Origin of the sequence: Pseudomonas sp. GM74, from assembly GCF_000282455.1 — a bacterium.
Lineage (GTDB): Bacteria > Pseudomonadota > Gammaproteobacteria > Pseudomonadales > Pseudomonadaceae > Aquipseudomonas.
The window spans coordinates 47,396-72,591 of the sequence record NZ_AKJG01000046.1; the positions used below are offsets into that span (position 1 = coordinate 47,396).

The window sequence follows — 25,196 nt, forward strand, 5'->3', positions numbered from 1 at the left end:
GGTCGGCATAGACGACTGTGCCTGACTTCAATTTTTTCACCGAGGTAGACCATGCCTGAAGCTTATATCGTCGATGCCCTGCGTACGCCCACCGGGCGGCGCAAGGGTGGTCTGAGCCAGATCCACGCCGCCGACCTGGGCGCCCATGTGTTGCGCGCGCTGGTCGAGCGCAACGCCATTCCCGACGAGGATTACGACGACGTGATCTTCGGCTGTGTCGACACCATCGGCCCGCTGGCCGGGGATATCGCCCGCACCAGTTGGCTGGCGGCTGGCCTGTCGCAATCGGTACCGGGCACCACCATCGATCGCCAGTGCGGTTCGTCTCAGCAAGCGGTGCACTTCGCCGCCCAGGCGGTGATGAGCGGTACCCAGGATGTGGTCATCGCCGGTGGCGTGCAGACCATGACCCAGATCCCGATTTCCTCGGCGATGATTGCTGCCGAGCCCCTGGGCTTCACCGATCCGTTCAGCGGTTCCGAAGGCTGGGTGCGGCGCTATGGCGCGCAACCACCGACGCAGTTCCGTTCGGCGCAAATGATCGCCGAAAAGTGGGACCTGTCCCGGGCGCAGCTTGAAGCCTATTCGCTTGAGTCCCATCGACGGGCCTTGCAGGCCATCGAGCAGGGGCGTTTCAACCGCGAGATCGTGCCATTGGCCGGCGTACTGCATGACGAAACGCCGCGCCAGACCAGCCTGGAAAAAATGGCCGAGCTGGAATTCCTGTTCGGCTGCGACCGGGTGACCGCCGCGGTGTCGAGCCAGACCTGCGACGCGGCCAGCGCGATGCTGATTGTCTCGGAAGCGGCGCTCAGGCGTTACGGCCTGACGCCACGGGCACGCATCCATCATCTGAGCGTGCGCGCCGAAGACCCGATCTGGATGCTCACCGCGCCGATCCCGGCCACGGCCTATGCGCTCAAACGTGCGGGGATGAAACTGGAAGACATTGACCGGGTGGAGATCAACGAAGCCTTCGCGTCGGTGGCCATGGCCTGGTTGAAAGAGACGGGCTATCCGCACGAACAGACCAACGTCAACGGCGGCGCGATTGCCCTCGGCCATCCGCTCGGCGCCACCGGCACCCGCTTGATGTGCACCTTGCTGCATGAACTGGAACGCAGCGGCGGACGCTTCGGTATGCAGACCATGTGCGAAGGCGGTGGCCAGGCCAACGTGACGATCATCGAACGCTTGTAAGTTGACCTGATTCCAGGAAACACATCGATCCTGTGGGAGCTGGCTTGCCAGCGATGCAGGCGCCGCGGTGTATCAGGCGCACCGCAGTGATCCTATCGCTGGCAAGCCAGCTCCCACAGGTGACGTGTGTATTTGAGTTGAATTTGAAGGAATACCCGCATGAAAATCTGTGAAAACCGCGTCGTGATCATCACCGGCGCCGGCGGTGGTCTGGGCCGGGCCTACGCGATGGCTTTCGCCGCCGAAGGCGCGAAAGTGGTGGTCAACGACATCAACCGTGAAGCGTCACTCGCTGTGGTCGGCGAAATCCTGGGGCAGGGCGGCAGCGCCGTGGCCAACAGCGACGACATCACCCGTTATGACTCGGCGGGGCTGATCGTGCGCCAGGCCATTGAAACCTTCGGCGACCTGAACGTGGTGGTCAACAACGCCGGAATCTGCCGCGACCGCATGTTCGCCAGCCTCAGCGAGGCCGACTGGGACGCCGTGGTGGCCGTGCACCTCAAGGGCCACTTCTGTATTTCCAGCCACGCCGTGAAGTACTGGCGCGAGCAGGCCAAGGGTGGCGCCAAGGTCGATGCACGGATCATCAACACCAGTTCCGGTGCCGGTTTGCAGGGTTCCATCGGTCAGTCCAACTACGCGGCGGCCAAGGGCGGTATTGCTTCGCTGACGCTGGTGCAGGCGGCTGAACTTCGCCGTTACGGGATCACCGCCAATGCCTTGGCGCCAGCCGCGCGCACCGGGATGACCGAGCAAGTGTTCGCCGACACCATGAAAAAACCTGAAGAAGGCTTTGATTACTTCGCCCCGGAAAACGTCGCGCCGCTGGTGGTGTGGCTGGGCTCCGAGGCGTCCGCCGAGGTGACCGGGCAGATGTTCGAAGTCGAGGGCGGCAAGTTGTCGATCGCCGACGGCTGGCGCCGTGGTCCGCAACTGGATCGCCAAGGCCGCTGGGCGGTTGGCGAGATGGGCGATGCAGTCGCACAGCTCGTGGCTCAGGCCGTTCCGGCAGCCAAAGTGTACGGCAGCTGAAAAAGACCGGTCTCGGATGGGCGGCGCGCGGCTATAATCGGCCCCTGATGCCGATCACCTGTAGGCGCGAGCCTGCTCGCGATGGACTTCGGCGCAACGCGTTCATCCAGACAGGGCGCGTTTTCGTTAACGTCCATCGCGAGCAGGCTCGCTCCTACAGATGCACATGAACCACGTTCCTCTACACGAGACCTGCCATGACCATTTCCCTGTACGACGCTTCCGTGCCTGTTTTCCAGCAAATGCTCAACGCCCTGAGCGATGTACTGAAAAAGGCCGAGGCTCACGCCACCGAAAAAAACATTGATCCTAACGCCTTCCTGCAAGCGCGCCTGTTCCCGGACATGTTCCCGCTGGTGCGCCAGGTGCAGATCGCCGTTGATTTCGCCAAAGGCATTTCTTCGCGTCTGGCCGAAGTCGAACTGCCGAAGTACGACGACACTGAAACCACCTTCGCCGAGCTGCAGGCACTGATCGCCAAGGTTCTGGCCTACATCGGCGAGTTCACGCCGGAGCAGATCAACGGCAAGGAAGGCATCGAGATCGTCACCCGTCCGGGCACGCCTAAAGAGAAGCGCTTCAGCGGCCAGTCCTACCTGCTGACCTACGGCCTGCCGCAGTTCTTCTTCCACGTCACCACCACTTACGCACTGCTGCGCCACAACGGCGTGGAAGTGGGCAAGCGCGATTACATGGGCGCGTTCTAAACCGTCCAGGTACAAAAAAGCCCGCTAAGGTTTGCGCCTTGGCGGGCTTTTTCGTTGGTGAGCATTTTTCATCTACACCGCTGGACCTGTGGGAGCGGCGGTGCGACGACTCGACTTGCCCGCGATGGCGGTATAACCTTCAACATTGATGTTGACTGACCAACCGCTATCGCGAGCAAGCTCGCTCCCACAGGGATTTTTGTCAGGCCAATCGCTCGGCTTTCTGCTCTTCACCCAGGCAAGCCGCCGCGGTGAACAGCACATCGGTGGAGGAGTTCAGCGCGGTTTCCGCCGAGTCCTGCAACACGCCGATGATGAAACCGACTGCCACCACCTGCATGGCGATTTCGCTCGGGATGCCGAACAGGCTGCACGCCAGTGGAATCAGCAACAGCGAACCACCGGCCACACCCGAAGCGCCGCAGGCGCAGATGGCTGCGACGACGCTCAGCAGGATCGCCGTGGGAATGTCCACGGCGATGCCGAGGGTATGTACGGCCGCCAGGGTCAGCACGGTGATGGTGATTGCCGCGCCGGCCATGTTGATGGTCGCGCCCAGCGGGATCGATACCGAGTAGGTGTCTTCGTGCAGGCCCAGGCGCTTGCTCAGTTCCAGGTTGACCGGAATGTTCGCCGCCGAACTACGGGTGAAGAATGCCGTGATGCCGCTTTCGCGAAGGCAGGTCAGAACCAGCGGGTACGGGTTGCGACGCAGTTTCCAGAACACGATGAGCGGGTTCATCACCAGCGCCACGAACAACATGCAGCCCAGCAGTACGGCCAGCAGGTGCGCGTAGCCGATCAAGGCGCCGAAACCGGAAGTAGCGAGCGTCGAGGCCACCAGGCCGAAGATGCCCAGCGGGGCGAAGCTGATCACCAGACGTACGATCACCGTCACGCCGTTGGACAGGTCGCCCAGCACTTCACGGGTAGTGTTGCCGGCGTGGCGGATGGCAACGCCCATGCCGATGGCCCACGCCAGAATGCCGATGAAGTTGGCATTCATCAGGGCACTGACCGGGTTGTCGACCACGCTCAGCAACAGGCTTTGCAACACTTCGCCAATCCCGCCTGGCGCTGTGACCGCGACGTCCTGGGTCGACAGCACCAGGCTCGACGGGAACGTCATGCTGGCAACCACCGCGACCACGGCCGCGGCGAAAGTGCCCAGCAGATACAGGAACAGAATCGGGCGGATGTGGGTTTCCTGACCGTGCTTGTGGTTGGCAATCGATGCCATGACCAGCACGAAAACCAGAATCGGCGCGACGGCTTTGAGCGCCGAGACAAACACTTTGCCGATGAACGCCGTGGACTTCGCCATGTCGGGGGCAATCAGCGCCAGGGCAATACCGGCGATCAGGCCGATCACGATCTGTGTGACCAGGCTCAGGCGTTTAAGGCGTTGCAATAGAGAAGGGGATGAAGCAGTCATAAAACGGCATCTCTGAATTTTTATAAGTGCGTGGTTTCGCAGGTTTGCGGCAACAAACAGGGCAGGCCGCAGGCAGGAAACCGAGAAGGAAACACGGGGCTAATGCCAGCGCTGATTCCTGTGGCGAGGGAGCAAGCTCCCTCGCCACGGGTGTCTCGGCTAACCGATCGGCATTAACCACAGGGTGTACTTTTTTCAGGGCGCGGACTTTATCACAGCGCAGGAACGATCTTTCAGACCTGTGACGAACTGACGCCCTGGTCTTCAACGCGAATTGCAGGTTCGTGCAACCGCATCCGAAAACACTCTGTTAAGATTCGCCATCCTCATTTTCATGTCTGCCAGTGGGCCTTCGGGCTATCGCTGGTGTTTTCGTTTTCTGGAGTTTTGCATGCTGTTGCCCATTCTTCTGTTGTCCGCCGCCGGCTTTACGGTGCTGACCACGGAATTCATCATCGTCGGCCTGTTGCCGGCCATCGCCCGGGACCTGGAGGTCAGCATCCCGCAGGCCGGTTTGCTGGTGACCCTGTTCGCCTTCACCGTGGCCGCGTTCGGGCCGTTCCTGACGGCGTATTTCGCCCGTTTCGAGCGCCGCAAGCTGTTCATCTCGGTGCTGATCATGTTTGGCCTGGCCAACACGCTCGCGGCGCTGGCGCCGAATATCTGGGTGATGGCGTTTGCCCGCTTGATCCCGGCGCTGGGGCTGCCGGTGTTCTGGGCCTTGGCCAGCGAAACGGCGGTGGACATCGTCGGGCCGGATTACGCCGGTCGCGCCATCGCCAAGATCGGCTTCGGCATCGTCTGTGCCACGGTGTTCGGTATTCCCGTGGGTACGCTGATTTCCGATGCGTTCGGCTGGCGCAGTGCCTTCGCGATTCTGGCGGTCATCGCCTTTGCCAAGGCGCTGCTGCTGTTTATCTATCTGCCCAGGACCAACCTGCACCAGCATCAGGTGAGCTTTCGTTCGCAGTTCAAGATCCTGCGCAGCCCGCTGATGCTCGGTCACGTGCTGCTGTCAGTGATTGTATTCAGCGGCATGTTTACCGCGTACACCTATCTGGCGGACATCCTTGAGCGCTTGGCCGGTTTCAACGGCACCGTGGTCGGCTGGTGTTTGATGGGCTTTGGCGCGGTCGGGCTGATCGGCAACTCCCTCGGCGGCCGGGCGGTGGATCGTCACCCGCTGATGGCGTCGATGATGTTCTGCGCATTCATGATCGCCGGTCTGGTGGCACTGGTGCCGAACATCCATTCGCCCCTCGGTCTGGCGGCGGCGATGGGCATCTGGGGCGTGACCCAGGCGGCGTTGTTCCTGGTCAGCCATGTGCGCCTGATGAAAGCTGCGCCCGAAGCGCCGGCCTTCGCCGCGTCGCTGAACATCGCCGGGGCCAACCTCGGTATCGGTCTGGGCGCGATGATCGGTGGTCGGGTGATCGACAGCGTCGGCCTGCAAGGCCTTGGTTTTGCCGCCGCCGCGTTCATTCTGGCGTCGATCCTGCTGGCCATCGCCCTGATGACCTTCAAGCCGCGTGAAGAGGTTACAGCGCTGTAAACAGCTCGCGTCGGGCACCTTCGGTAATGGCGACAATGCCGGGGTGCTTGACCTTGCGTTCCACCGAGATGGCATAGAACGACTCGCTCACCGCGTCGGTCTGACCAATCACCTCCACGCCATATTGGCGTTGCACCTCATCGGCAATCACGCTCGGGCCGATGAATATCCCGCTGCCGGATTGGCCGAAGGCCTGCATCAGGGCGCTGTCGTCGAACTCACCGACAATTTGCGGCTGGACCTGCTGCTCGGCAAACCAGCGCTGCAAGCGGCTGCGCACCACGGTTTCCGGCCCGGGAATCAGTAGCGGCGCACCGTGCAGATTGCGCGGAAAGTCCCGTCCGTAACGGGCCGCCAGCTCAGGGGTGGCGAAGAAGCTGATCCCGCACTCACCGAGTTTCTGGCTGTAACCCTTGATGTCCAGGTGCGACGGCATCGGGCTGTCGGAGATCACCAGGTCCAGGCGCTGGATCGCCAGGTCGGCCAACAAACGTTCAAGCTTGTCTTCGCGACACGTGATACGCAGCGGTTCGCTCAGCTCCATGGTCGGTGCAATCAGGCGATAGACGATGGACTTGGGCACCACGTCGGCCACACCGACGCGAAACAGGATCTGCTGTTCATTGGGCTGTGCCCGCAGCATCAGTTCCAGTTCGCCACCGAGCTGGAACATTTGTTCGGCGTAGGGCAGGGCCTGGCGGCCGGCTTCGGTCAGTTCGAGTTGCCGTCCGACGCGCCGGAACAACTCGATGCCAAAGGTCTGTTCCAGTAATGAGATCTGCCCGCTGATGGTTTGTGGCGTGAGATTGAGCTGCTCGCAGGCGCGCACGATGCTGCCGGTCTTGGCTACCACCCAGAAGTAATGCAATTGCCGATAGTTGAGCATGGTGATCTATAGTTCGTAAAAATCGAAGTATAACCGCTGAAAATACGAATTTTCCTGAAGTGTTTGCTTCCCTAGAATGCATCGCTATCAACGGGCCATCGTTTAGGTCCCGTTCGTTCTATCGAGGAAAGCATCATGAAGCTTAAAGCCACGGCACTGCTGATTACGTCTTTACTGGTACTGGCCGGTTGCGACCAGGCCGAGAAAAGCGCGCAACAATTGATGGGCAAGGCTGCCGAAAGCGCCAAACAGGCGATTGACGATACCCACAAGGCCGCCGAGCAAGCACTCAGTGACGCCACCAGCGGGTTGATCAGCAAAAAAGAATCATCGGAAAAAGAATCGGAAAAAACCGAATCTTCCTCCCAGGAAATCTAAACCGTATTACAACGAGTCAGGACTGACCCATGGACTACCTTTTACAACTTGCCGCCAGCCCCACCGCCTGGGTCGCCCTTGCCACCCTGATCGTGATGGAGATCGTGCTCGGCATCGACAACCTGATCTTCATTTCGATCCTGACCAACAAGCTGCCCTTGCACAATCGACAGCGGGCACGGCGCATTGGTATCGGCATGGCGTTGATCCTGCGCCTGGGCTTGCTGAGTACCATCGCGTTCATCGTGCAGTTGACTGCGCCGGTGATCGAGATTCTCGGCCACGCGTTTTCCTGGAAAGACATGATCCTGATTGCCGGTGGCCTGTTCCTGTTGTGGAAGGCGACCACCGAGATCCATCACAGCATGGACCCTGCCCCGGAAGATCCGAAATCGGCGACCTCGACCGTGACCCTGGGCTTCGCTGCCGCGATCGGTCAGATCCTGATGCTGGACATGGTGTTCTCCATCGACAGCATCATTACCGCTGTCGGCATGACCGAGCATTTGCCGATCATGGTCATCGCGGTGGTGGTGTCGGTGCTGGTGATGTTGCTGGCGGCTGATCCGCTGGCCAAGTTCATCAACGACAACCCGACGGTGGTGATGCTGGCCCTGGGCTTCCTGATCATGATCGGCATGACGCTGATTGCCGAAGGCTTCGGTGCCCACGTACCGAAAGGCTACGTCTATGCGGCCATGGCATTCTCGGCTTCGATCGAGGTGTTGAACATGATGTCCCGCCGGTCCAGGCAGAAGCGGGTAGCCACCGAGGTTTGACCTGCGCTGAAGGAAACGGCCGCCTGAACTCCAAGGAGTGCAGGCGGCCGTTTTTGTTGGTCTCGGATAAAGGTGTGGTCAGTGAGCGTTGGCGTGTTGGCTCGGTGTCTTGTCTGCTTCTGGCGCAGGGGCCGGCTGGACAGGGTGATGGTGGCGGCGAGTAATGCGAAGCACGCCCCACAGCATCGCGGCGGCGACCGTCAGCCAACTGCAAATCAACAATACAATGATCATGGTCAGGCTCATCTGTGCCTCCTCTTTGCCCTTCTTTGGGCACTCACGCTTCGCTGTCGTCTCTTCAGGGAACAGTCTAGCCGTTGCTGCATTTCAGGCTATTGACCGAAAGTCGCCTGTCACCAACCAGTTCGCTCTATCGAATTCACTCCACTACCGTTTAGAGCTATACCGTAGCGGCGCGGCGACCTATGATCGACGACCAAGCCGGGAATGGGATTGCCTGGCGTCTGAACCTGAACAAGAGAGAGATGATGGTGCGGGTATTTTCTCGAATTTTGTCGACCATGCTGATCGCCGGTTGCGTGGCAAGCCTGGCGGGCTGTGCCGGGAGCGTTGCGCCCGAGATCAAGCGCTTGCCCGAGCGCGTCGAACTCAGCGGCCGGTTCTACCGGGGCGATGCGTATCAAAGCGGGCCGCAGGTGCTGGCCAGCATGCTGTCCCAGCAGGGCATCGTGATTACCCCGGGGTTGCTCGACAAACCCTTGCATTTGCCGGGGGGCGAAGCCCGGTTGCAACAGAACATGCAGAACCTTGCCCGCGAGTACGGGATGGTGGTTTATCCCCTCGATAGCAACCTTGCGGCCTTGTTGGCGCAAGTCGCCGCCGGTTATCCGGTGATGGTGCGCTTTACCGAAGGCTCGGCCATGTGGGCCGAACCGCGTTACGCCATTCTGGCCGGCTACAACCGTCAGAAGCAGACGGTCCTGCTGCGGGCCGGGATGAATCGCCGCGAACTGATGGGCTTCAGTTCCTTCGAGTCAGCGTTCAAGGATGCCGGTGGTTGGGCGGTGCTGATCCAGAACCCGACGCAGGTCCCGGCCCAGGTCGATCAGCAGCGTTGGCTCAAGGCCGCCAACGATCTGGCGCAGGCCGGTCAGGAGCAGGCCGCCGCCAGGGCGAAGAAGGCCCTGGCCAGCCAGTAAGTCCGTTGGTCACCCGCCGGGCACCATCGCTCATCGCCAGCCTCTGATCTTAAGGGCCCGGAACTTTGCTTCGGGCCGAGATCAGGAGGCACCCATGGCTCATTCCAAAACGCCCGTCGGTCCGCATTCGTCTGAACATTCGTCTGGTAATGAACTGGGTTTCGATCCTGACTCCCCGGACCTTTCCGATCCTCAGGTTGACCCGATCGGGCCCGCCAAGGCGCCGAGGGACGTGAAGCCGGGTGAGAACTCCAAGGCTCCGGCCAAGCCCTATGATCCACTGGGCAACCTGAAGCCTTAGGTTCAATGGAGGTGTGTATGTCTACCGATTCCAGTTTCGACGACAAACGTCCGGAAACCGTCCCCACAACCCCCGAGCAAAGCTCCGATCCGGTGATGGATCCTGACAGCCCTTTAAGAGATCCCCTGGCGCGGCCAACGGTGGTGCCCACTGAAAAGCCGAAGGGGTGGAGAGATCCAAGTGCCGGCGACGGCATCCCGGATGACGACCAGATGCCGCTGCCCAACGACTGACTTTGCGACGAAAAAAAGCCCCGAATATTCGGGGCTTTTCAATGGGGTTGCAGCAAGGTTACTTCGACGCTTCAACCACGCCGCTCTGGCGCTGCTTGAGGTTCTTGTCTGCCTTGTACTGCAAGGCCACGGAAGGCACGTCCGCGCTCTTTCCGCTCTCTACCCAATTACGCATGCGCGTGGCATCGGCAAAATGGGTGTACTTGCCATAGGCGTCAAGGATCACCAAGGCCACCGGGCGGTTACTCATTCGGGTCACCAGCACCAGGCAGTGACCTGCTTCGTTGGTGAAACCGGTTTTTGTCAGCTGGATGTCCCAGTCCGGCTTGCGGACCAAATGGTCGGTGTTGCGAAAGCCCAGGCTGTAGTTCGGTTTGCGAAACGAAACGGTCTTTTCCTTGGTTGTACTCAGTTCGGTCAGCAGCGGGTACTTGTGGGCGGCGATCAACAGTTTGCTCAAATCGCGCGCGGTCGAAACGTTGCGCGGCGAGAGACCTGTCGGCTCGACGAAATGGGTATTGGTCATGCCCAAGGCCCGGGCCTTGGCGTTCATTGCAGCGATGAACGCGGCGTAGCCACCCGGATAGTGGTGGGCCAGGCTTGCAGCGGCCCGGTTTTCAGATGACATCAGGGCAATCAGCAGCATTTCCCGGCGCGGCAGTTCGCTCTTGAGCTTGACCCGGGAGTACACACCCTTCATTTCCGGTGTGTCGCTGATGTTGATGTTGATGTATTCATCCATGTTTTGCCGGGCTTCAACCACGACCAGGCCGGTCATCAGTTTGCTGACGGACGCGATGGGGACGACAACGTCCGGATTGCTGGCATAGATGACTTTGTTGGTCTGCATATCCAGCAGTAAAGAGCTGCCGGAAGCGAGCTTGAGTTGCGAGGTATCCCGAGGCGCGGCTGTGGTTTCGCCAGCGCTGGCGATTGGCGTGATGAAAGTCCCTGTAACTGCAAAAAATAGGCTCAGGATAGAAAGACGGATTTTCACGCTGGCAGACTCGTAAGGTGTTGATAAGCCGTTTTGTAACGGGCTATTTCGTAAAAAGCGCGACATTCTGGAGTATGGCTGAATAACTGTCGATGGTTGTTCAAGCAACGGGTGAAAGTCCTGAGAAACATGAAAAAAAAGTCATTTTCCGTCGGGTGGTCGAGGTTGTTTGCAGGCAAAAAAAACCCCGCCAGGGGGGGCGGGGTCCTTCGTCACGCTATCAGCGTCCGCGGTGAAACTCAGCTATGCAGGGTTTCGGCGGCATACAGGGTGTTTTCCAGCAGGCAGGCACGGGTCATCGGGCCTACGCCGCCTGGTACCGGAGTGATCCAGCCGGCGCGGGGCAGGGCGGTTTCGTATATCACGTCGCCCACCAGCTTGCCGTCTTCCTGACGGTTGATGCCGACATCGATCACGATCGCGCCTTCCTTGATCCATTCGCCCTTGACCAGACCCGGCTTGCCGGCGGCAACGACGACCAGGTCCGCGCGGCCGACATGGCCGGCCAGGTCCTTGGTAAAGCGATGGGTGACCGTCACGGTGCAACCGGCCAGCAGCAATTCCATGGCCATCGGGCGGCCAACGATATTGGACGCGCCGACAACCACGGCATTCATCCCGTAAAGGTCGACACCGGTGCTTTCCAGCAGGGTCATGATGCCTTTGGGGGTGCATGGGCGCAGCAGCGGGATACGTTGGGCCAGGCGACCGACGTTATAAGGATGGAAACCGTCGACGTCTTTATCCGGACGAATGCGTTCCAGCAGCCTGGAGGCGTCCAGGTGTTCGGGAAGCGGAAGCTGAAGCAGGACGCCGTCGATTGCAGGATCGTCGTTCAGGCGATCGATCAGCTCGGTCAGCGCTTCTTGAGTGGTTTCGGAAGGCAGGTCATAGGCTTGGGATAGAAAGCCGACCTCTTCACAGTCTTTACGCTTGTGCGAGACATAAACCTGAGAGGCAGGATCGCTGCCGACCAGGATCACCGCAAGGCCGGGCGTGCGCAGGCCTTGCTGGCGACGCTCGGTGACACGTTGGGCGATCTGCTGGCGCAGGCTGGCGGCGATCGATTTGCCGTCGATAAGTTGTGCAGTCATTGCGCGTGATTAACCATCGAGAGGGGAAAAAAAGAGAACGCATTCTCGCATGTCATGCGGTGAGGGCAAAGGCGCTTGGTCTGCAAATTCCCCTAACTCCTTTAATTAAATGAATTTTTTTTAAAAAGGATTTGACGACCTTCGGGTGGCTCTATACTATTCGTCGCACTTGTCGGGCACAGCCTAGCACTGGTTAGGAAGGTTGAGCGGGATTACGATTCTGCAAGACTGGAAAGCACTTAGTTTGTAGTCCTCCAAGGTTACAGCTAACAAGGCGCCCGTAGCTCAGCTGGATAGAGCATCCGCCTTCTAAGCGGATGGTCGCAGGTTCGAGTCCTGCCGGGTGCGCCATTAGGCAGCTTTGGCACAAGTAGCGCGATATGGTGGGCGTAGCTCAGTTGGTAGAGCACGGGATTGTGACTCCCGTTGTCGTGGGTTCGATCCCCATCGTCCACCCCATATTTCGAAAGGCGCCAGATTAACAGTCTGGCGCCTTTGCTTTAAAGGCTTCACCCGCGGATGTGGTGGAATTGGTAGACACACTGGATTTAGGTTCCAGCGCCGCGAGGCGTAAGAGTTCGAGTCTCTTCATCCGCACCAATTAAAGCTTCACTCAGGCCGTTGGTCTGGCTGGAGCTTGATAAAGAAGTTGTTTGGCTTCTTTAACAGGCAATATGGTGGGCGTAGCTCAGTTGGTAGAGCACGGGATTGTGACTCCCGTTGTCGTGGGTTCGATCCCCATCGTCCACCCCATATTTCGAAAGGCGCCAGATTGAAAAGTCTGGCGCCTTTTTTGTTTCGGCGGCCGCAGGTTCCGGGTCGCAGGGGCGGGGCGTTTCGTCGTATTTATGTTTCTCGATGATGCAGTCCTGCCCGCCGGCCTTGCTTGCGAGATCGGCTGTCAGGGAGATGATTGGCTGCCTTCTCTATATATGGAAAGGTTGGCGCAGAGCCCTGGCGTGATTGGTTGTATTTGCCATCGGGGCGAGGTGCATTCGTGCATTCGCACCTATAAATTGCCTGCTGCGTTTTTACCCGTTTTCAGTAGGGTGACTTCTTGAGTTTGACCCACTAGAATGCATGCCCTTGATTCTGGGGTCGGAAACGGCCGGCTAACGTCTGTGCAACGAGGAATATCCATGCAAGTTTCTGTTGAAAATACTACTGCTCTTGAGCGCCGCATGAGCGTCACCGTGCCGGCTGAGCGCATCGAGAGCCAGGTCAACAAGCGTCTGCAGCAGACCGCCCAAAAGGCCAAGATTGCTGGCTTCCGTCCAGGCAAAGTGCCAATGAGCGAAATCAAGCGCCGTTTCGGTGCTGACGCTCGCCAGGAAGCTGTAGGCGACGTGATCCAGTCTTCCTTCTACGAAGCTGTGGTTGAGCAGAAGCTGAACCCGGCTGGTCAGCCTTCGATCGAGCCAAAATCCCTGGAAGCAGGCAAGGACCTGGAATACGTAGCCGTATTCGAAGTGTTCCCTGAGTTCACCGTTGCCGGTTTCGAAGGTATCGCCGTAGAGCGCCTGAGCGCTGACGTGTCTGATGCCGATCTGGACAAGATGCTGGACATCCTGCGCAAGCAGAACACCCGTTTCGAAGTGGCCGATCGCGCCGCTCAAAACGAAGACCAGCTGAACATCGATTTCGTCGGCAAGGTCGACGGTGAAGTGTTCGCTGGCGGTTCCGCCAAGGGTACTCAGCTGGTTCTGGGTTCCGGTCGCATGATCCCTGGTTTCGAAGATGGCCTGGTTGGCGCAAAAGCCGGTGAAGAGCGCGTTCTGAACCTGACTTTCCCAGAGGACTATCAGAACCTGGACCTGGCTGGCAAAACCGCCGAGTTCACCGTGACCGTCAACACCGTTTCCGAGCCAAAGCTGCCAGAACTGACCGAGGAGTTCTTCGCTCAATTCGGCATCAAGGAAACCGGTCTGGAAGGCTTCCGCGCCGAAGTTCGCAAGAACATGGAGCGTGAGCTGCGTCAGGCGATCAAATCCAAGGTCAAGAATCAGGTAATGGACGGTCTGCTGGCCACCAACCCGATCGAAGTGCCAAAGGCTCTGCTGTCCAACGAAGTTGACCGTCTGCGCGTGCAGGCTGTCCAGCAGTTCGGCGGCAACATCAAGCCAGACCAACTGCCGGCCGAGCTGTTCGAAGAACAAGCCAAGCGCCGTGTAGTGCTGGGCCTGATCGTGGCTGAAGTGGTCAAGCAATTCGACCTCAAGCCTGACGAAACCCGCGTTCGCGAGATGATTCAGGAAATGGCTTCGGCCTACCAGGAGCCTGAGCAAGTTGTGTCCTGGTACTACAAGAACGACCAGCAACTGAACGAAGTTCGCTCGGTTGTGCTGGAAGAGCAAGTTGTGGATACTGTTCTGCAGAAAGCTAGCGTGACCGACAAATCGGTCTCTTACGAAGAAGCGGTCAAGCCGGTAGAAGCACCACAAGCCGACTGATCACTTTTGCGGTAAGAAGCAAACACCATAAGCCAGCCTTCGAGCTGGCTTATGCGTATTCAAGACATAACTATTTGGGAGTGACTGCAGAGCATGTTCCGTAATTCGTATATTCAGCAGAACTCTGATATCCAGGCCGCAGGCGGCCTGGTCCCGATGGTTGTCGAGCAGTCCGCTCGTGGCGAGCGCGCCTATGACATCTACTCGCGTCTCCTCAAGGAGCGGGTGATCTTTCTGGTTGGTCCGGTAGAGGACTACATGGCCAACCTGATCTGTGCGCAACTGCTGTTCCTTGAAGCGGAAAACCCGGACAAGGACATCCATCTCTATATCAACTCCCCGGGTGGTTCGGTGACGGCGGGCATGTCGATCTATGACACCATGCAGTTCATCAAACCCAACGTGGCGACCACCTGTATCGGTCAGGCGTGCAGCATGGGTGCGTTCCTGCTGACGGCCGGTGCTCCTGGCAAGCGTTACTGCCTGCCGAACTCGCGTGTGATGATTCACCAGCCACTGGGTGGTTTCCAGGGCCAGGCGTCGGATATCGAAATCCATGCCAAGGAAATCCTCTTCATTCGTGAGCGTCTCAACACGCTGATGGCCCAGCATAGCGGGCGCACTCTCGAAGAAATCGAGCGCGATACCAATCGCGACAATTTCATGAGTGCGGAAGCCGCGCGTGAGTACGGGTTGATCGATGAAGTGATCAGCCAGCGTCCTGCTTAAAATAAGCAGCTCAAAATAAGGTTGGTCGGCGGGTCCGACACCTGCGGGCTTGAAAAAGCCCGCAATAGCCTTCATCTTGTGTTGCAAGCCTATCGGATTTGGATCGAACGAATGACTGACACCCGCAACGGCGAGGACAACGGCAAGCTGCTCTATTGCTCCTTCTGTGGCAAAAGCCAGCATGAAGTACGCAAATTGATTGCCGGCCCCTCGGTCTTTATCTGCGACGAGTGCGTCGACCTGTGCAACGACATCATCCGCGAGGAGGTGCAGGAAGCACAGGCCGAAAGCAGCGCGCATAAATTGCCTTCGCCTAAAGAAATCAGCGGCATCCTTGATCAGTATGTGATTGGTCAGGAGCGTGCGAAAAAGGTTCTGGCCGTAGCGGTGTACAACCACTACAAGCGCCTGAATCAGCGTGACAAAAAGAATGACGACGTCGAACTCGGCAAGAGCAACATCCTGCTGATCGGCCCGACAGGCTCGGGTAAGACCCTGCTTGCCGAAACACTGGCCCGTTTGCTGAACGTTCCGTTCACCATCGCCGACGCAACCACCCTCACCGAGGCGGGTTACGTGGGTGAAGATGTCGAGAACATCATTCAGAAGCTGTTGCAGAAGTGCGATTACGACGTGGAAAAAGCCCAGATGGGCATCGTCTACATCGATGAGATCGACAAGATTTCGCGCAAGTCTGACAACCCGTCGATCACCCGGGACGTTTCCGGTGAAGGCGTGCAGCAGGCCCTGCTCAAGTTGATCGAAGGCACGGTCGCTTCCGTTCCGCCACAAGGTGGTCGCAAGCATCCGCAGCAGGAATTCCTGCAGGTCGACACCCGTAACATCCTGTTCATCTGCGGTGGCGCGTTCTCTGGTCTTGAGAAGGTCATTCAAAACCGTTCCACCAAGGGTGGCATCGGTTTCAATGCGGAAGTGCGCAGCAAGGAAGAAGGCAAGAAAGTCGGTGAGTCCCTGCGTGAAGTCGAGCCTGACGATCTGGTCAAGTTCGGTCTGATCCCGGAGTTCGTCGGTCGTCTGCCGGTACTTGCCACGCTGGACGAGCTCGACGAGGCTGCGTTGATGCAGATCCTCACCGAGCCGAAAAATGCTCTGACCAAGCAGTATGCCAAGCTGTTCGAGATGGAAGGCGTGGATCTGGAATTCCGGACCGACGCTCTGAAATCGGTCGCCAAGCGTGCCCTGGAGCGTAAAACCGGTGCCCGTGGCCTGCGTTCGATTCTCGAAGGTGTATTGCTCGACACTATGTATGAAATCCCCTCGCAATCGGAGGTGAGCAAAGTAGTGATCGATGAAAGCGTGATAGAAGGCAAGTCCAAGCCACTGTATATCTACGAGAACAGTGAGCCGACCGCCAAGGCCGCGCCAGACGCTTAAGCGTCACGCAGCCGGTACAAAGAAGGGGCCTTCGGGCCCCTTTGCTATTTTGGGGCCTGACCGGCAGGCGTTGGCTTGCCAGCGATGACGGTTTTTGAAGACGTATCCGGCCCATCCCGGCAGCTTTCGTAAGCTGCAATCTTTCAAGTGGTTCTTTTATCCGCTTGTTTTTTTCCAAGGCAGCCCCCATCTTGGTTTCAAGCTTACTTCCATCTGTTTACGGCCTTACGGCCGCCGTAGAGGCGAAATCATGAAGACAACCATCGAATTGCCTCTCCTGCCATTGCGTGATGTCGTGGTTTATCCGCACATGGTTATCCCGCTGTTCGTGGGGCGCGAGAAATCCATCGAAGCCCTCGAGGCTGCGATGACGGGTGACAAGCAGATTCTTCTGCTGGCCCAGAGAAACCCGGCTGACGACGACCCCGGTGAAGAGGCTCTGTACCGCGTGGGTACGATTGCCACTGTTCTGCAGCTGCTGAAACTGCCTGACGGAACGGTCAAGGTTCTGGTCGAAGGCGAGCAGCGGGGCGCCGTTGAGCGCTTCAGCGAAGTGGACGGCCACTGCCGCGCCGAAGTCTCCCTGATCGACGAAGTTGAAGCGCCAGAGCGCGAGTCGGAAGTGTTCGTTCGCAGCCTGCTGTCCCAGTTCGAGCAATATGTGCAGTTGGGCAAGAAAGTCCCGGCTGAAGTCCTGTCGTCGCTCAACAGCATCGATGAGCCAGGCCGCCTGGTGGACACCATGGCCGCGCACATGGCGCTGAAAATCGAACAGAAGCAGGAAATCCTCGAAATCATCGATTTGTCGGCCCGGGTCGAGCACGTCCTGGCGTTGCTGGATGCCGAGATCGATCTGCTGCAAGTCGAAAAACGGATTCGCGGTCGCGTCAAAAAACAAATGGAGCGCAGTCAGCGCGAGTACTACCTGAATGAGCAGATGAAGGCCATTCAGAAAGAGCTCGGCGACAGCGACGAAGGTCACAACGAAGTCGAAGAGCTGAAAAAACGTATCGATGCCGCCGGTCTGCCGAAAGACGCGCTGGCCAAGGCGACGGCCGAACTGAACAAGCTCAAGCAGATGTCGCCGATGTCCGCGGAAGCGACCGTGGTGCGCTCGTACATCGACTGGCTGGTTCAAGTGCCGTGGAAGGCTCAGAGCAAGGTGCGCCTGGACCTGGCGCGTGCAGAAGACATTCTGGACGCCGACCACTACGGCCTGGAAGAGGTCAAGGAACGCATCCTCGAATACCTCGCCGTGCAAAAGCGCGTGAAGAAGATTCGTGGTCCGGTGTTGTGCCTGGTCGGTCCTCCGGGGGTGGGTAAAACGTCCCTGGCGGAGTCGATTGCTCACGCCACCAACCGCAAATTCGTGCGCATGGCCCTGGGCGGTGTGCGTGACGAGGCGGAAATTCGTGGCCATCGCCGTACTTACATCGGTTCGATGCCAGGAAGATTGATTCAAAAGATGACAAAAGTGGGTGTCCGCAACCCGCTGTTCCTGCTCGACGAAATCGACAAGATGGGCAGCGACATGCGTGGCGATCCGGCATCGGCGTTGCTGGAAGTGCTCGATCCCGAGCAGAACCACAACTTCAACGATCACTATCTGGAAGTCGATTACGACCTGTCCGATGTGATGTTCCTGTGCACCTCGAACTCGATGAACATCCCGCCGGCGTTGCTGGACCGGATGGAGGTGATCCGTCTGCCGGGCTACACCGAAGACGAGAAGATCAACATTGCCGTCAAATACCTTTCGCCGAAGCAGATCACTGCCAACGGCCTGAAGAAAGGCGAGCTGGAGTTTGACGCAGAGGCGATCCGCGACATCATCCGCTACTACACCCGTGAAGCCGGTGTGCGTGGGCTGGAGCGCCAGATTGCCAAGGTCTGCCGCAAGGCCGTCAAGGAGCATGCGCTGGAAAAACGCTTCTCGGTGAAGGTCACCGCAGACATGCTGGAGCACTTCCTGGGCGTGCGCAAATTCCGCTACGGCCTGGCCGAGCAGCAGGATCAGATCGGTCAGGTGACCGGCCTGGCGTGGACTCAAGTGGGCGGCGAACTGCTGACCATCGAAGCGGCCGTCGTACCGGGCAAGGGCCAGTTGATCAAGACCGGTTCCCTGGGTGACGTGATGGTCGAATCGATCACCGCGGCCTTGACCGTTGTCCGCAGTCGGGCGAAGAGCCTGGGGATCCCTCTGGACTTCCATGAGAAGCGTGACACGCACATCCATATGCCGGAAGGGGCGACTCCCAAGGACGGCCCTAGCGCCGGCGTGGGCATGTGCACGGCCCTGGTATCGGCATTGACCGGCATTCCGGTACGCGCGGATGTCGCCATGACCGGCGAAATCACGCTGCGTGGTCAGGTCCTGGCCATTGGTGGCTTGAAAGAAAAGCTGCTGGCTGCCCATCGGGGCGGAATCAAGACCGTGATCATTCCTGAAGAGAATGTGCGCGATCTCAAAGAGATTCCGGACAATATCAAGCAGGATCTACAGATTAAACCGGTTAAATGGATTGACGAGGTCCTGCAAATTGCGTTGCAATACGCGCCGGAGCCCTTGCCGGACGTGGCTCCGGAGATAGTCGCGAAGGATGAGAAACGTGACGCAGATTCTAAGGAAAGAATTAGCACGCATTAGTACGTATTTGCCTGGGGGGCTTTCTTGACAGCTTTTTAGAGCCCTTGTTATAAAGCGGCTCTTAAGTGTCTGTAGGCCATTCAGCACTCGTTTTTGCTTTCACCAAAAAAACTTAGAATCATACTCAAATAGATATAAGGGGACTTAGAGTGAACAAGTCGGAACTGATTGATGCTATCGCTGCATCCGCTGATATCCCGAAAGCTGCTGCTGGCCGTGCGCTGGACGCTGTAATCGAATCCGTCACTGGCGCTCTCAAGGCTGGCGACTCTGTTGTTCTGGTTGGTTTCGGTACCTTCTCCGTAACTGATCGTCCGGCTCGCATTGGTCGTAACCCACAGACCGGTAAGACGCTGGAAATCGCAGCAGCCAAAAAACCAGGTTTCAAAGCTGGTAAAGCACTGAAAGAAGCTGTCAACTAAGTTCGATTCAGGTTTTTACCCATCCGGGTCGGGGTCATGCCTGACTTGGCAGCGGAGCGGCAGTCCTGACAGCAGGTCGCCGGTTCAAGACACCGAGGGCCGCCAGTTCGAGCCCTCGATCCGCTCCGCCAGTTACGAGAAGGCGCATCCTCGGATGCGCCTTTCTTCTATCCGGACTCTACCCACGCTCCACGGTTGCCTAATTTTGAAGTTCAACCGTTTCTGGGGGACGCATGCTGCAGAATATCAGGGACAATTCACAAGGCTGGATTGCCAAGACTATTATCGGGGTCATCGTTGCACTGATGGCCTTGACCGGTTTCGACGCCATTTTTCAGGCCACGACGAGCAAGAATGAAGCGGCGAAGGTCAATGGTGAAGAAATCAGCCAGAACGAGCTGAGCCAGGCGATGGATATGCAACGCCGCCAGCTCATGCAACAGCTGGGCAAGGATTTCGATGCTTCCTTGCTGGATGAAAAAATGCTGCGCGAATCGGCTCTCAAAGGCCTGATCGATCGCAAGCTGCTGCTGCAAGGCGCAGAAAGTTCGAAATTCGCTTTTTCCGAAGCGGCTCTGGATCAGGTCATCCTGCAAACGCCTGATTTTCAGGTGGATGGCAAGTTCAGCTCCGAGCGTTTCGACCAGGTGATTCGCCAACTCGGCTACTCCCGCATGCAATTCCGCCAGCTGATGGCTCAGGAAATGCTGATCGGGCAACTGCGTGCCGGTCTGGCCGGTAGCGGTTTCGTGACCGATGCACAGGTTCTGGCGTTTGCCCGTCTGGAAAAACAGACCCGCGATTTTGCCTCCCTGAACATCAAGACCGACCCGGCAGCGGTGAAGCTGACCGACGATGAGGTCAAGGCTTACTACGACGACCACGCCAAGGAATTCATGACGCCGGATCAGGTGGTCATCGATTACCTCGAGCTGAAGAAGGCTTCCTTCTTCGATCAGGTCAGCGTCAATGACGAAGACCTGCAGGCGGCCTATCAGAAAGAAATCGCGAACCTGTCCGAGCAACGCCAGGCGGCGCACATTCTGATTGAAGTGAACGACAAGACCACCGAGGCGCAAGCCAAGGCGAAGATCGAAGAAATCCAGGCCCGTCTGGCCAAGGGCGAGAAATTCGAGGCGCTGGCCAAGGAATTTTCCCAGGACCCTGGTTCAGCGAACAACGGCGGTGACCTGGGTTATGCCGGCCCTGGCGTCTACGACCCCGCGTTCGAAAAAGCCCTGTATTCGTTGGCCAAGGATCAAGTCTCGGGTCCGGTTCGCACCGATTTCGGGTACCACCTGATCAAGCTGTTGGGCGTGGAAGCGCCTGAAGTGCCGACATTCGCCAGCCTGAAAGACAAGCTGACCCATGGTCTGAAAATTCAGCAGGTCGAGCAGCGTTTCGTCGAGGCGAGCAAGCAGCTGGAGGATGCCTCGTTCGAAGCCTCCGATCTGGCTCAGCCGGCGCAGGACCTGAAACTGACCGTCCACACGTCCAAGCCGTTCGGCCGTGAAGGCGGTGAGGGTATTGCCGCCAACCGTGCCGTGATCACGGCTGCGTTCAGTCCGGAAGTCCTGGATGAGGGCGCGAACAGCACCGCCATCGAGCTCGATCCGGAAACCGTAGTCGTGTTGCGTGCCAAGGAGCACCTGAAGCCTTCGCAATTGCCGCTGGAAAGCGTTTCTGCCGCGATCCGTGTGCAATTGACCAAGGAGCACGCCAGCGCCGATGCCAAGACCAAGGCTGACGCCCTGATTGCCAGCCTTCGCGAAGGCAAGACCCCGCTGGATCAGGCGATCGACGGCCAGACATGGAAAGTCACCGAAGCGGCGACTCGCGCTCAGGAAGGTGTCGATCCAGCGGTACTGCAAGCGCTGTTCCGCATGGCGAAGCCTGCGGCCAAGGACAAGCCGACCTTCACCAGCGTGACGCTGGCTGATGGCAGCCTGATGATCGTGCGCCTCAATGGCGTGAACGAAGCCGCGGCGCCGACTGAAGAGGAGAAAGCACAGTATCGTCGCTACCTCGCTTCCCGCATCGGGCAGCAAGACTTCGCGGCTTATCGCAAGCAACTGGAAAGCCAGGCGGAGATCAAGCGTTACTGATGTCTGATCAGGTTTAGCGCTGCACGGAAGACCCCGGCCGAAAGGCCGGGGTCTTTTTGTTTGGCCGTACGTCAATTGCCGCGGTGACTTTTGGGCAAAACCGGGGTCAATCAGCCTGTAACCGTTTTAAGACACGATCGATGCTCCGCTAAGCATCGATCTGTTGCACAATACGCCCCGAACCGTTTTCCTCAGGATGTTCAATGTTTAAATCACTTCCCATGCGGGTTGTCGGGCTGGCAGCCGTGCTTGCCACTGCGGCTGGTTGTTCATCGAACAAGGCCGCGATCTATGAGCATGAGAATTTCGACGACTCCGGTACCTTTTCCCGAAACTATCCGGTCACCGATACCCAGAGCTGTGAAGCCGCCCGTCGCGCCTTGCTCAGCCAGGGTTACATCATCACCAGCAACGATCCCAAGCTGGTCAGCGGTCACAAGAGCTTCCAGCAGACCGGCGAGAATCACATGGAGATCAGCTTCAGTGTGGTCTGCGCCGATGACGGTAGCGAAGGGCACCACGCGACCGTATTCGCCAATGCCCTGCAGGATCGTTATGCGTTGAAGAAGACCAACAACTCCGCCAGTCTCGGTGTGGGTGTGTTGGGCTCGGTGTCGATGCCGATCGGCTCCTCCGATGACTCGATGGTCAAGGTCGCCAGCGAAACCGTATCGTCTGCCAAGTTCTACGAACGTTTCTTTGCGCTGGTCGAGTTGTTCCTGCCGCCGGAAGCGAAAAAGGCTGCGCACATCCCCGAAAAGCCGAAAACGGATCTGGGCATGCCTGAAGCCAAGGCACCGCTGGCACCTGCCCCGGCAGCGACTCCCACTGTAGAGCCTGCTGCACCTGCACCTGCACCCGTTGAAGCGGTTCCAGCGGCCTCCGAGCCTGTTGCACCGCCTCCTGAAACGGCGCCGATCACGCCGACCGAGCGTGTAGAGCCTGCATCGCTCCAGGAAGTCGTCACGCCACCGTCGAACCCGAGTGACTTGCCACCGCCGAGCGAACCCATCCCGGCGATGCCTGCCTCCGGCCAGTGATGGAGACGTCACGGGATCGGGTCGGATGACCCGGTCCCGTGGCCAGCCAAAAGATTGACCCTCATCAACAAGGTCCGCTGTTCTGCGGCCTTGCGCTAAAAAAACCAATGATAAATTCCTGACCAGATGCTACGTTTTATTCAGTAGCGACAGAGTGTCGTGTCCGCGTCATTTTTCTTTCACGCGGGCACTTTATGCTCAGGGAACTGGTCATTAATTCAGACGTTTTTTCAGTATGGTTGGGGGATTCAAAAATGGACGATTATCAAGAAGAGCTGCTCGAGTACCAGGCATTTGAACTGGATCCACTGGAGCCGGCGGAAGACGCTACCGAGTTGTAGGCATCAGGTGGATTGGCGATGGCTGCGGCGAAATTCGCCGGGTGTCTGCCCGTTCCAGCGTTTGAATGCCCGTTGAAACGCTTCTGCTGAGGCAAAACCCAGCAGGTAGGCGATCTCTCCGAACGCCAGTTCGGTGTCGCGTATGTAAGTCATGGCCAGGTCGCGACGTGTGTCGTTGAGAATCGCACGAAATTGTGTGCCCTCATCGGCGAGCTTGCGACGCAAGGTCCAGGTGGGGAGCTTCAGGCGTGCCGCCACCTCCTGCAGGTCGGGCTCTCGGCCGCCATTGAGCAAGGGTCCCAGCAGCGCGATGATGCGTTCACGCAGGCTACGGGTGCGTGTGAGTTGTTCCAGTTCCCGCTCGCACAGTTGCAGCAAATGCCGCCAGGTACTCGGGCAATGCTCGGGGTTGCGCTGGGCGAGACTTGTCAGGCTCAAGCGCAGTTGATTGCGCTCGCCGCCAAACTGAATCGGACAATCACCCAACACGTCATAGGCCGCACGGTAACCGGGCTCCTCGAATTCGATCTCGATGCGTTCGGCGTGCAGCGGGGCAGGGCTGACACTGGATAATTGCTGCAACCATCCGGCGATGATCGAATCCACCACAAAGCGGTTATAGGCGTTGTAGGGGCTGATCGAATAGAAGCGCAGCCAGGCGCCCTGGGCGTCTTCGTGAAAACTTGATTGACCCCGATAATTGGAGCCGTACAAGGCTTCGAATCGAATCAGGCAGCGCGCGGCTTCTCGTACGGTCGGCGCCTGGGCGGCGGTGACCCCTGCGAGGCCTGCCTGGCTCAGGCGACTGAGCTGACCCATGCGCAAGCCAAGGGCCGGGTTGTCGGTCAGTTGAATGGCGCTGTGGCCCAGGCGCATGTAGCGCGGTATCGATAACCGGGCACCGGCTTCGCTCAGGCGCGCGGCATCGAGACCGTATTGATCGAGCAGTGGCTGCGGGTCGACGCCATGACTGCGCACGGCATCGGCCAGGCTATGAACAAAGCCCACCGACAGATCGCCAAGGCGCATCGGCTGTGGATTCATGGCTTACAACCAGAGGTTCAGCAAGCGCGCACCCTGGGCGTTGCCATCGGCAAAGTGCTGGCCGTTGCTGCTGAGGAAGCTATGCCCGGCGCTGCCCTGGTCCCAGAACTGTCCCCGCAGGAACACACTCATGCCAGCGACGGCCTGACTGGCCGGCATCCGGGTCGTGAGGGTCAGGTGCTGCCAGGCCTGGCCTTCACTGACTTCTCCAGGCTTCAAGTTGACCGACGCCGGTGCCGAAGAACCCCTGTAGCCGCGCCACGGTTGATCCCAGGTGCCACGGCCGGCAACAAAGGCCGGTACCGCAACCAACTGTACGCTCTGGTCGTTGAGCTTGAGGTAGTTGTCCGGGTACCAGCTGTCGTGGCCGATCAATACGCCCAGCCTTCCCGCGGGGGTATCAACGACATTGAGCGAGTGTTCGCCATTCGCCTTGATCCCGTTTTGTTGCGCGAAGAACGGGTGTATCTGGCGTTGGGGCTGGCCGATCGGCAGGCCATCGCTGTTGAACACCACGCTGCTGTTGTACAGCGCGCCGCGGCCGATTTTCAAGGTGCCGTCGATGATGCTCGGTTCGGGCAGCACGATGGAGCCCGCCACCAGTGTCACGTGGAATTCTTTGGCCAGCCCTCCGAACAATGCCTGGTAGTCCCTGGCCATTGCCTTGGCTTTCATGCGCAGGTGGGCATCGTCCAGACGATTGCCGCCCTCGGCGTTGATCCACGCCTTGGCGAACTTCAGGGGATTGCTCACCGCCAGCCAGTTCATGGCCTCCTTGAGGGTGCTGGCCTGATACAGCTCATCCTTCTCGCCGCTGACCATCAGCCAGGTACCGACGTGCTCCGGCAGCACAACGACGGTCTTGCCGTTCAGCAAACCCTGGTCCCGGGCTGCTTGCAGATAGGCCGCGAGCTTGCGGTGCAAACGCTCGGGGCTTTGATAGTCGGTAGGAAACAGTTCGGGCTGGATGCCCAACAGATTGCCTCGGTCCGCAGGCGTGCCCTGGTCGACAGCCAGGCTGATCCGCAGGTCCGAAAGGTAATGACCCACTGGCCGGTCTGCGGCCCACATCGCGTAGGTCGTGAGGGCGGCGAGCAATGCCATGGAAAATGTCAGGTACAAAAATTTGCGCATGGGGAAACAGTTTACAGCCTGGAGCCGGGCGTGGCTTTTGATTTGGAGCGGGATCGAGCATAAAGGGAATCAAGGGCTTATTGGGCAAATTTCAGCGGTGACTGTTTATTTCTCTGGCGGCTGCCTTTCTGC

Annotated in this window: 23 protein-coding genes and 4 tRNA genes; 20 read left to right on the top strand and 7 right to left on the bottom strand. The window is 58.7% G+C overall.

Going from position 1 to position 25,196, the window contains the following annotated elements:
- Positions 1 to 51 precede the first annotated feature (51 nt).
- The 3 genes from PMI34_RS18070 (at position 52) to PMI34_RS18060 (ending at position 2,942) form a co-directional block, all read left to right on the top strand.
- Positions 52 to 1,200 (top strand): acetyl-CoA C-acetyltransferase, encoded by a 1,149-nt coding sequence (locus PMI34_RS18070; protein ID WP_008048825.1) that lies wholly within the window; start codon positions 52 to 54, stop codon positions 1,198 to 1,200.
- A gap of 159 nt (positions 1,201 to 1,359) precedes the next feature.
- The gene (locus PMI34_RS18065; protein ID WP_008048826.1) at positions 1,360 to 2,235 is read left to right on the top strand and encodes an SDR family oxidoreductase; all 876 of its coding nucleotides are present in this window, start codon (positions 1,360 to 1,362) and stop codon (positions 2,233 to 2,235) included.
- A 197-nt stretch (positions 2,236 to 2,432) separates the two neighbouring features.
- A complete protein-coding gene (locus PMI34_RS18060) occupies positions 2,433 to 2,942 on the top strand; it encodes a DUF1993 domain-containing protein (RefSeq protein WP_008048828.1) in 510 nt (169 codons plus the stop codon).
- A gap of 202 nt (positions 2,943 to 3,144) precedes the next feature.
- Here the strand turns inward: PMI34_RS18060 and sstT are convergent, their stop codons facing one another.
- Positions 3,145 to 4,377, bottom strand: coding sequence for a serine/threonine transporter SstT (gene sstT, locus PMI34_RS18055; protein ID WP_008048829.1), 1,233 nt, complete (start codon positions 4,375 to 4,377; stop codon positions 3,145 to 3,147).
- A 391-nt stretch (positions 4,378 to 4,768) separates the two neighbouring features.
- Between sstT and PMI34_RS18050 the strand changes: the two genes are divergently transcribed.
- Positions 4,769 to 5,929 carry an MFS transporter gene (locus tag PMI34_RS18050; RefSeq protein ID WP_008048831.1) on the top strand — a complete coding sequence of 387 codons (1,161 nt, stop codon included), beginning with the start codon at positions 4,769 to 4,771 and terminating at the stop codon, positions 5,927 to 5,929.
- On the opposite strand, the gene nhaR is transcribed toward PMI34_RS18050, so the two are convergent.
- Positions 5,916 to 6,815, bottom strand: a complete 900-nt coding sequence (nhaR, locus tag PMI34_RS18045; RefSeq protein ID WP_008048836.1) for a transcriptional activator NhaR — start codon at positions 6,813 to 6,815, stop codon at positions 5,916 to 5,918. The genes PMI34_RS18050 and nhaR overlap by 14 nt on opposite strands.
- A 135-nt stretch (positions 6,816 to 6,950) precedes the next feature.
- Between nhaR and PMI34_RS18040 the strand changes: the two genes are divergently transcribed.
- Both PMI34_RS18040 and PMI34_RS18035 read left to right on the top strand, forming a co-directional pair.
- On the top strand, positions 6,951 to 7,193 hold the full coding sequence (locus tag PMI34_RS18040) for a hypothetical protein (RefSeq protein ID WP_008048837.1): 243 nt from the start codon (positions 6,951 to 6,953) through the stop codon (positions 7,191 to 7,193).
- 29 nt (positions 7,194 to 7,222) lie between these two features.
- Entirely contained in the window at positions 7,223 to 7,972 is a 750-nt protein-coding gene (locus tag PMI34_RS18035; RefSeq protein WP_008048838.1) for a TerC family protein, read from the top strand.
- A gap of 78 nt (positions 7,973 to 8,050) precedes the next feature.
- Here PMI34_RS18035 and PMI34_RS28965 read toward each other — a convergent pair whose 3' ends face one another.
- On the bottom strand, positions 8,051 to 8,218 hold the full coding sequence (locus PMI34_RS28965; RefSeq protein WP_008048839.1) for a hypothetical protein: 168 nt from the start codon (positions 8,216 to 8,218) through the stop codon (positions 8,051 to 8,053).
- Between the two features lie 179 nt (positions 8,219 to 8,397).
- On the opposite strand from PMI34_RS28965, the gene PMI34_RS18030 reads away from it, so the two are divergent.
- The 3 genes from PMI34_RS18030 to PMI34_RS18020 all read left to right on the top strand — a co-directional run bounded on the left by PMI34_RS18030 (position 8,398) and on the right by PMI34_RS18020 (position 9,666).
- Positions 8,398 to 9,132, top strand: a complete 735-nt coding sequence (locus PMI34_RS18030; RefSeq protein ID WP_008048840.1) for a hypothetical protein — start codon at positions 8,398 to 8,400, stop codon at positions 9,130 to 9,132.
- A 94-nt stretch (positions 9,133 to 9,226) separates the two neighbouring features.
- On the top strand, positions 9,227 to 9,433 hold the full coding sequence (locus PMI34_RS18025) for a DUF6021 family protein (RefSeq protein WP_008048841.1): 207 nt from the start codon (positions 9,227 to 9,229) through the stop codon (positions 9,431 to 9,433).
- Between the two features lie 17 nt (positions 9,434 to 9,450).
- Entirely contained in the window at positions 9,451 to 9,666 is a 216-nt protein-coding gene (locus tag PMI34_RS18020) for a hypothetical protein (protein ID WP_008048842.1), read from the top strand.
- A 58-nt stretch (positions 9,667 to 9,724) separates the two neighbouring features.
- Here PMI34_RS18020 and pbpG read toward each other — a convergent pair whose 3' ends face one another.
- Positions 9,725 to 10,663, bottom strand: a complete 939-nt coding sequence (gene pbpG, locus PMI34_RS18015; RefSeq protein ID WP_008048843.1) for a D-alanyl-D-alanine endopeptidase — start codon at positions 10,661 to 10,663, stop codon at positions 9,725 to 9,727.
- Between the two features lie 239 nt (positions 10,664 to 10,902).
- The gene (folD, locus tag PMI34_RS18010) at positions 10,903 to 11,757 is read right to left on the bottom strand and encodes a bifunctional methylenetetrahydrofolate dehydrogenase/methenyltetrahydrofolate cyclohydrolase FolD (RefSeq protein WP_008048844.1); all 855 of its coding nucleotides are present in this window, start codon (positions 11,755 to 11,757) and stop codon (positions 10,903 to 10,905) included.
- Positions 11,758 to 12,031: 274 nt separating this feature from the next.
- Between folD and PMI34_RS18005 the strand changes: the two genes are divergently transcribed.
- From PMI34_RS18005 to PMI34_RS17960, 11 genes are all read left to right on the top strand, one after another.
- Positions 12,032 to 12,108, top strand: a tRNA-Arg gene (locus PMI34_RS18005).
- A gap of 32 nt (positions 12,109 to 12,140) precedes the next feature.
- Positions 12,141 to 12,216: transfer RNA gene (locus tag PMI34_RS18000), tRNA-His, on the top strand.
- A gap of 56 nt (positions 12,217 to 12,272) precedes the next feature.
- Positions 12,273 to 12,357: transfer RNA gene (locus PMI34_RS17995), tRNA-Leu, on the top strand.
- Between the two features lie 77 nt (positions 12,358 to 12,434).
- Positions 12,435 to 12,510 (top strand) — tRNA-His (locus PMI34_RS17990).
- Positions 12,511 to 12,896: 386 nt separating this feature from the next.
- On the top strand, positions 12,897 to 14,207 hold the full coding sequence (gene tig / locus PMI34_RS17985; RefSeq protein WP_032829541.1) for a trigger factor: 1,311 nt from the start codon (positions 12,897 to 12,899) through the stop codon (positions 14,205 to 14,207).
- A gap of 93 nt (positions 14,208 to 14,300) precedes the next feature.
- The gene (gene clpP / locus PMI34_RS17980; protein ID WP_008048846.1) at positions 14,301 to 14,936 is read left to right on the top strand and encodes an ATP-dependent Clp endopeptidase proteolytic subunit ClpP; all 636 of its coding nucleotides are present in this window, start codon (positions 14,301 to 14,303) and stop codon (positions 14,934 to 14,936) included.
- Positions 14,937 to 15,047: 111 nt separating this feature from the next.
- The gene (gene clpX / locus PMI34_RS17975; protein ID WP_008048848.1) at positions 15,048 to 16,331 is read left to right on the top strand and encodes an ATP-dependent Clp protease ATP-binding subunit ClpX; all 1,284 of its coding nucleotides are present in this window, start codon (positions 15,048 to 15,050) and stop codon (positions 16,329 to 16,331) included.
- Between the two features lie 250 nt (positions 16,332 to 16,581).
- Positions 16,582 to 18,978 (top strand): endopeptidase La, encoded by a 2,397-nt coding sequence (lon, locus tag PMI34_RS17970; RefSeq protein ID WP_008048849.1) that lies wholly within the window; start codon positions 16,582 to 16,584, stop codon positions 18,976 to 18,978.
- 149 nt (positions 18,979 to 19,127) lie between these two features.
- Positions 19,128 to 19,400 (top strand): HU family DNA-binding protein, encoded by a 273-nt coding sequence (locus PMI34_RS0127200; protein ID WP_002552737.1) that lies wholly within the window; start codon positions 19,128 to 19,130, stop codon positions 19,398 to 19,400.
- A gap of 233 nt (positions 19,401 to 19,633) precedes the next feature.
- Positions 19,634 to 21,505 carry a SurA N-terminal domain-containing protein gene (locus tag PMI34_RS17965; protein WP_008048850.1) on the top strand — a complete coding sequence of 624 codons (1,872 nt, stop codon included), beginning with the start codon at positions 19,634 to 19,636 and terminating at the stop codon, positions 21,503 to 21,505.
- 203 nt (positions 21,506 to 21,708) lie between these two features.
- The gene (locus PMI34_RS17960) at positions 21,709 to 22,545 is read left to right on the top strand and encodes a DUF2242 domain-containing protein (protein WP_008048853.1); all 837 of its coding nucleotides are present in this window, start codon (positions 21,709 to 21,711) and stop codon (positions 22,543 to 22,545) included.
- A gap of 344 nt (positions 22,546 to 22,889) precedes the next feature.
- Here PMI34_RS17960 and PMI34_RS17955 read toward each other — a convergent pair whose 3' ends face one another.
- Positions 22,890 to 23,930, bottom strand: a complete 1,041-nt coding sequence (locus PMI34_RS17955) for an AraC family transcriptional regulator (RefSeq protein WP_008048854.1) — start codon at positions 23,928 to 23,930, stop codon at positions 22,890 to 22,892.
- A 3-nt stretch (positions 23,931 to 23,933) separates the two neighbouring features.
- A complete protein-coding gene (locus PMI34_RS17950; protein ID WP_008048855.1) occupies positions 23,934 to 25,064 on the bottom strand; it encodes a carbon-nitrogen hydrolase family protein in 1,131 nt (376 codons plus the stop codon).
- Positions 25,065 to 25,196: the final 132 nt, after the last annotated feature.

Bases quoted from the DNA above. Each gene is read 5' to 3' on its own strand.
- PMI34_RS18070 (WP_008048825.1), top strand. From the start codon at position 52: ATGCCTGAAGCTTATATCGTCGATGCCCTGCGTACGCCCACCGGGCGG.
- PMI34_RS18065 (WP_008048826.1), top strand. From the start codon at position 1,360: ATGAAAATCTGTGAAAACCGCGTCGTGATCATCACCGGCGCCGGCGGT.
- PMI34_RS18060 (WP_008048828.1), top strand. From the start codon at position 2,433: ATGACCATTTCCCTGTACGACGCTTCCGTGCCTGTTTTCCAGCAAATG.
- sstT (WP_008048829.1), bottom strand. From the start codon at position 4,377: ATGACTGCTTCATCCCCTTCTCTATTGCAACGCCTTAAACGCCTGAGC.
- PMI34_RS18050 (WP_008048831.1), top strand. From the start codon at position 4,769: ATGCTGTTGCCCATTCTTCTGTTGTCCGCCGCCGGCTTTACGGTGCTG.
- nhaR (WP_008048836.1), bottom strand. From the start codon at position 6,815: ATGCTCAACTATCGGCAATTGCATTACTTCTGGGTGGTAGCCAAGACC.
- PMI34_RS18040 (WP_008048837.1), top strand. From the start codon at position 6,951: ATGAAGCTTAAAGCCACGGCACTGCTGATTACGTCTTTACTGGTACTG.
- PMI34_RS18035 (WP_008048838.1), top strand. From the start codon at position 7,223: ATGGACTACCTTTTACAACTTGCCGCCAGCCCCACCGCCTGGGTCGCC.
- PMI34_RS28965 (WP_008048839.1), bottom strand. From the start codon at position 8,218: ATGAGCCTGACCATGATCATTGTATTGTTGATTTGCAGTTGGCTGACG.
- PMI34_RS18030 (WP_008048840.1), top strand. From the start codon at position 8,398: ATGATCGACGACCAAGCCGGGAATGGGATTGCCTGGCGTCTGAACCTG.
- PMI34_RS18025 (WP_008048841.1), top strand. From the start codon at position 9,227: ATGGCTCATTCCAAAACGCCCGTCGGTCCGCATTCGTCTGAACATTCG.
- PMI34_RS18020 (WP_008048842.1), top strand. From the start codon at position 9,451: ATGTCTACCGATTCCAGTTTCGACGACAAACGTCCGGAAACCGTCCCC.
- folD (WP_008048844.1), bottom strand. From the start codon at position 11,757: ATGACTGCACAACTTATCGACGGCAAATCGATCGCCGCCAGCCTGCGC.
- tig (WP_032829541.1), top strand. From the start codon at position 12,897: ATGCAAGTTTCTGTTGAAAATACTACTGCTCTTGAGCGCCGCATGAGC.
- clpP (WP_008048846.1), top strand. From the start codon at position 14,301: ATGTTCCGTAATTCGTATATTCAGCAGAACTCTGATATCCAGGCCGCA.
- clpX (WP_008048848.1), top strand. From the start codon at position 15,048: ATGACTGACACCCGCAACGGCGAGGACAACGGCAAGCTGCTCTATTGC.
- lon (WP_008048849.1), top strand. From the start codon at position 16,582: ATGAAGACAACCATCGAATTGCCTCTCCTGCCATTGCGTGATGTCGTG.
- PMI34_RS17965 (WP_008048850.1), top strand. From the start codon at position 19,634: ATGCTGCAGAATATCAGGGACAATTCACAAGGCTGGATTGCCAAGACT.
- PMI34_RS17960 (WP_008048853.1), top strand. From the start codon at position 21,709: ATGTTTAAATCACTTCCCATGCGGGTTGTCGGGCTGGCAGCCGTGCTT.
- PMI34_RS17955 (WP_008048854.1), bottom strand. From the start codon at position 23,930: ATGAATCCACAGCCGATGCGCCTTGGCGATCTGTCGGTGGGCTTTGTT.
- PMI34_RS17950 (WP_008048855.1), bottom strand. From the start codon at position 25,064: ATGCGCAAATTTTTGTACCTGACATTTTCCATGGCATTGCTCGCCGCC.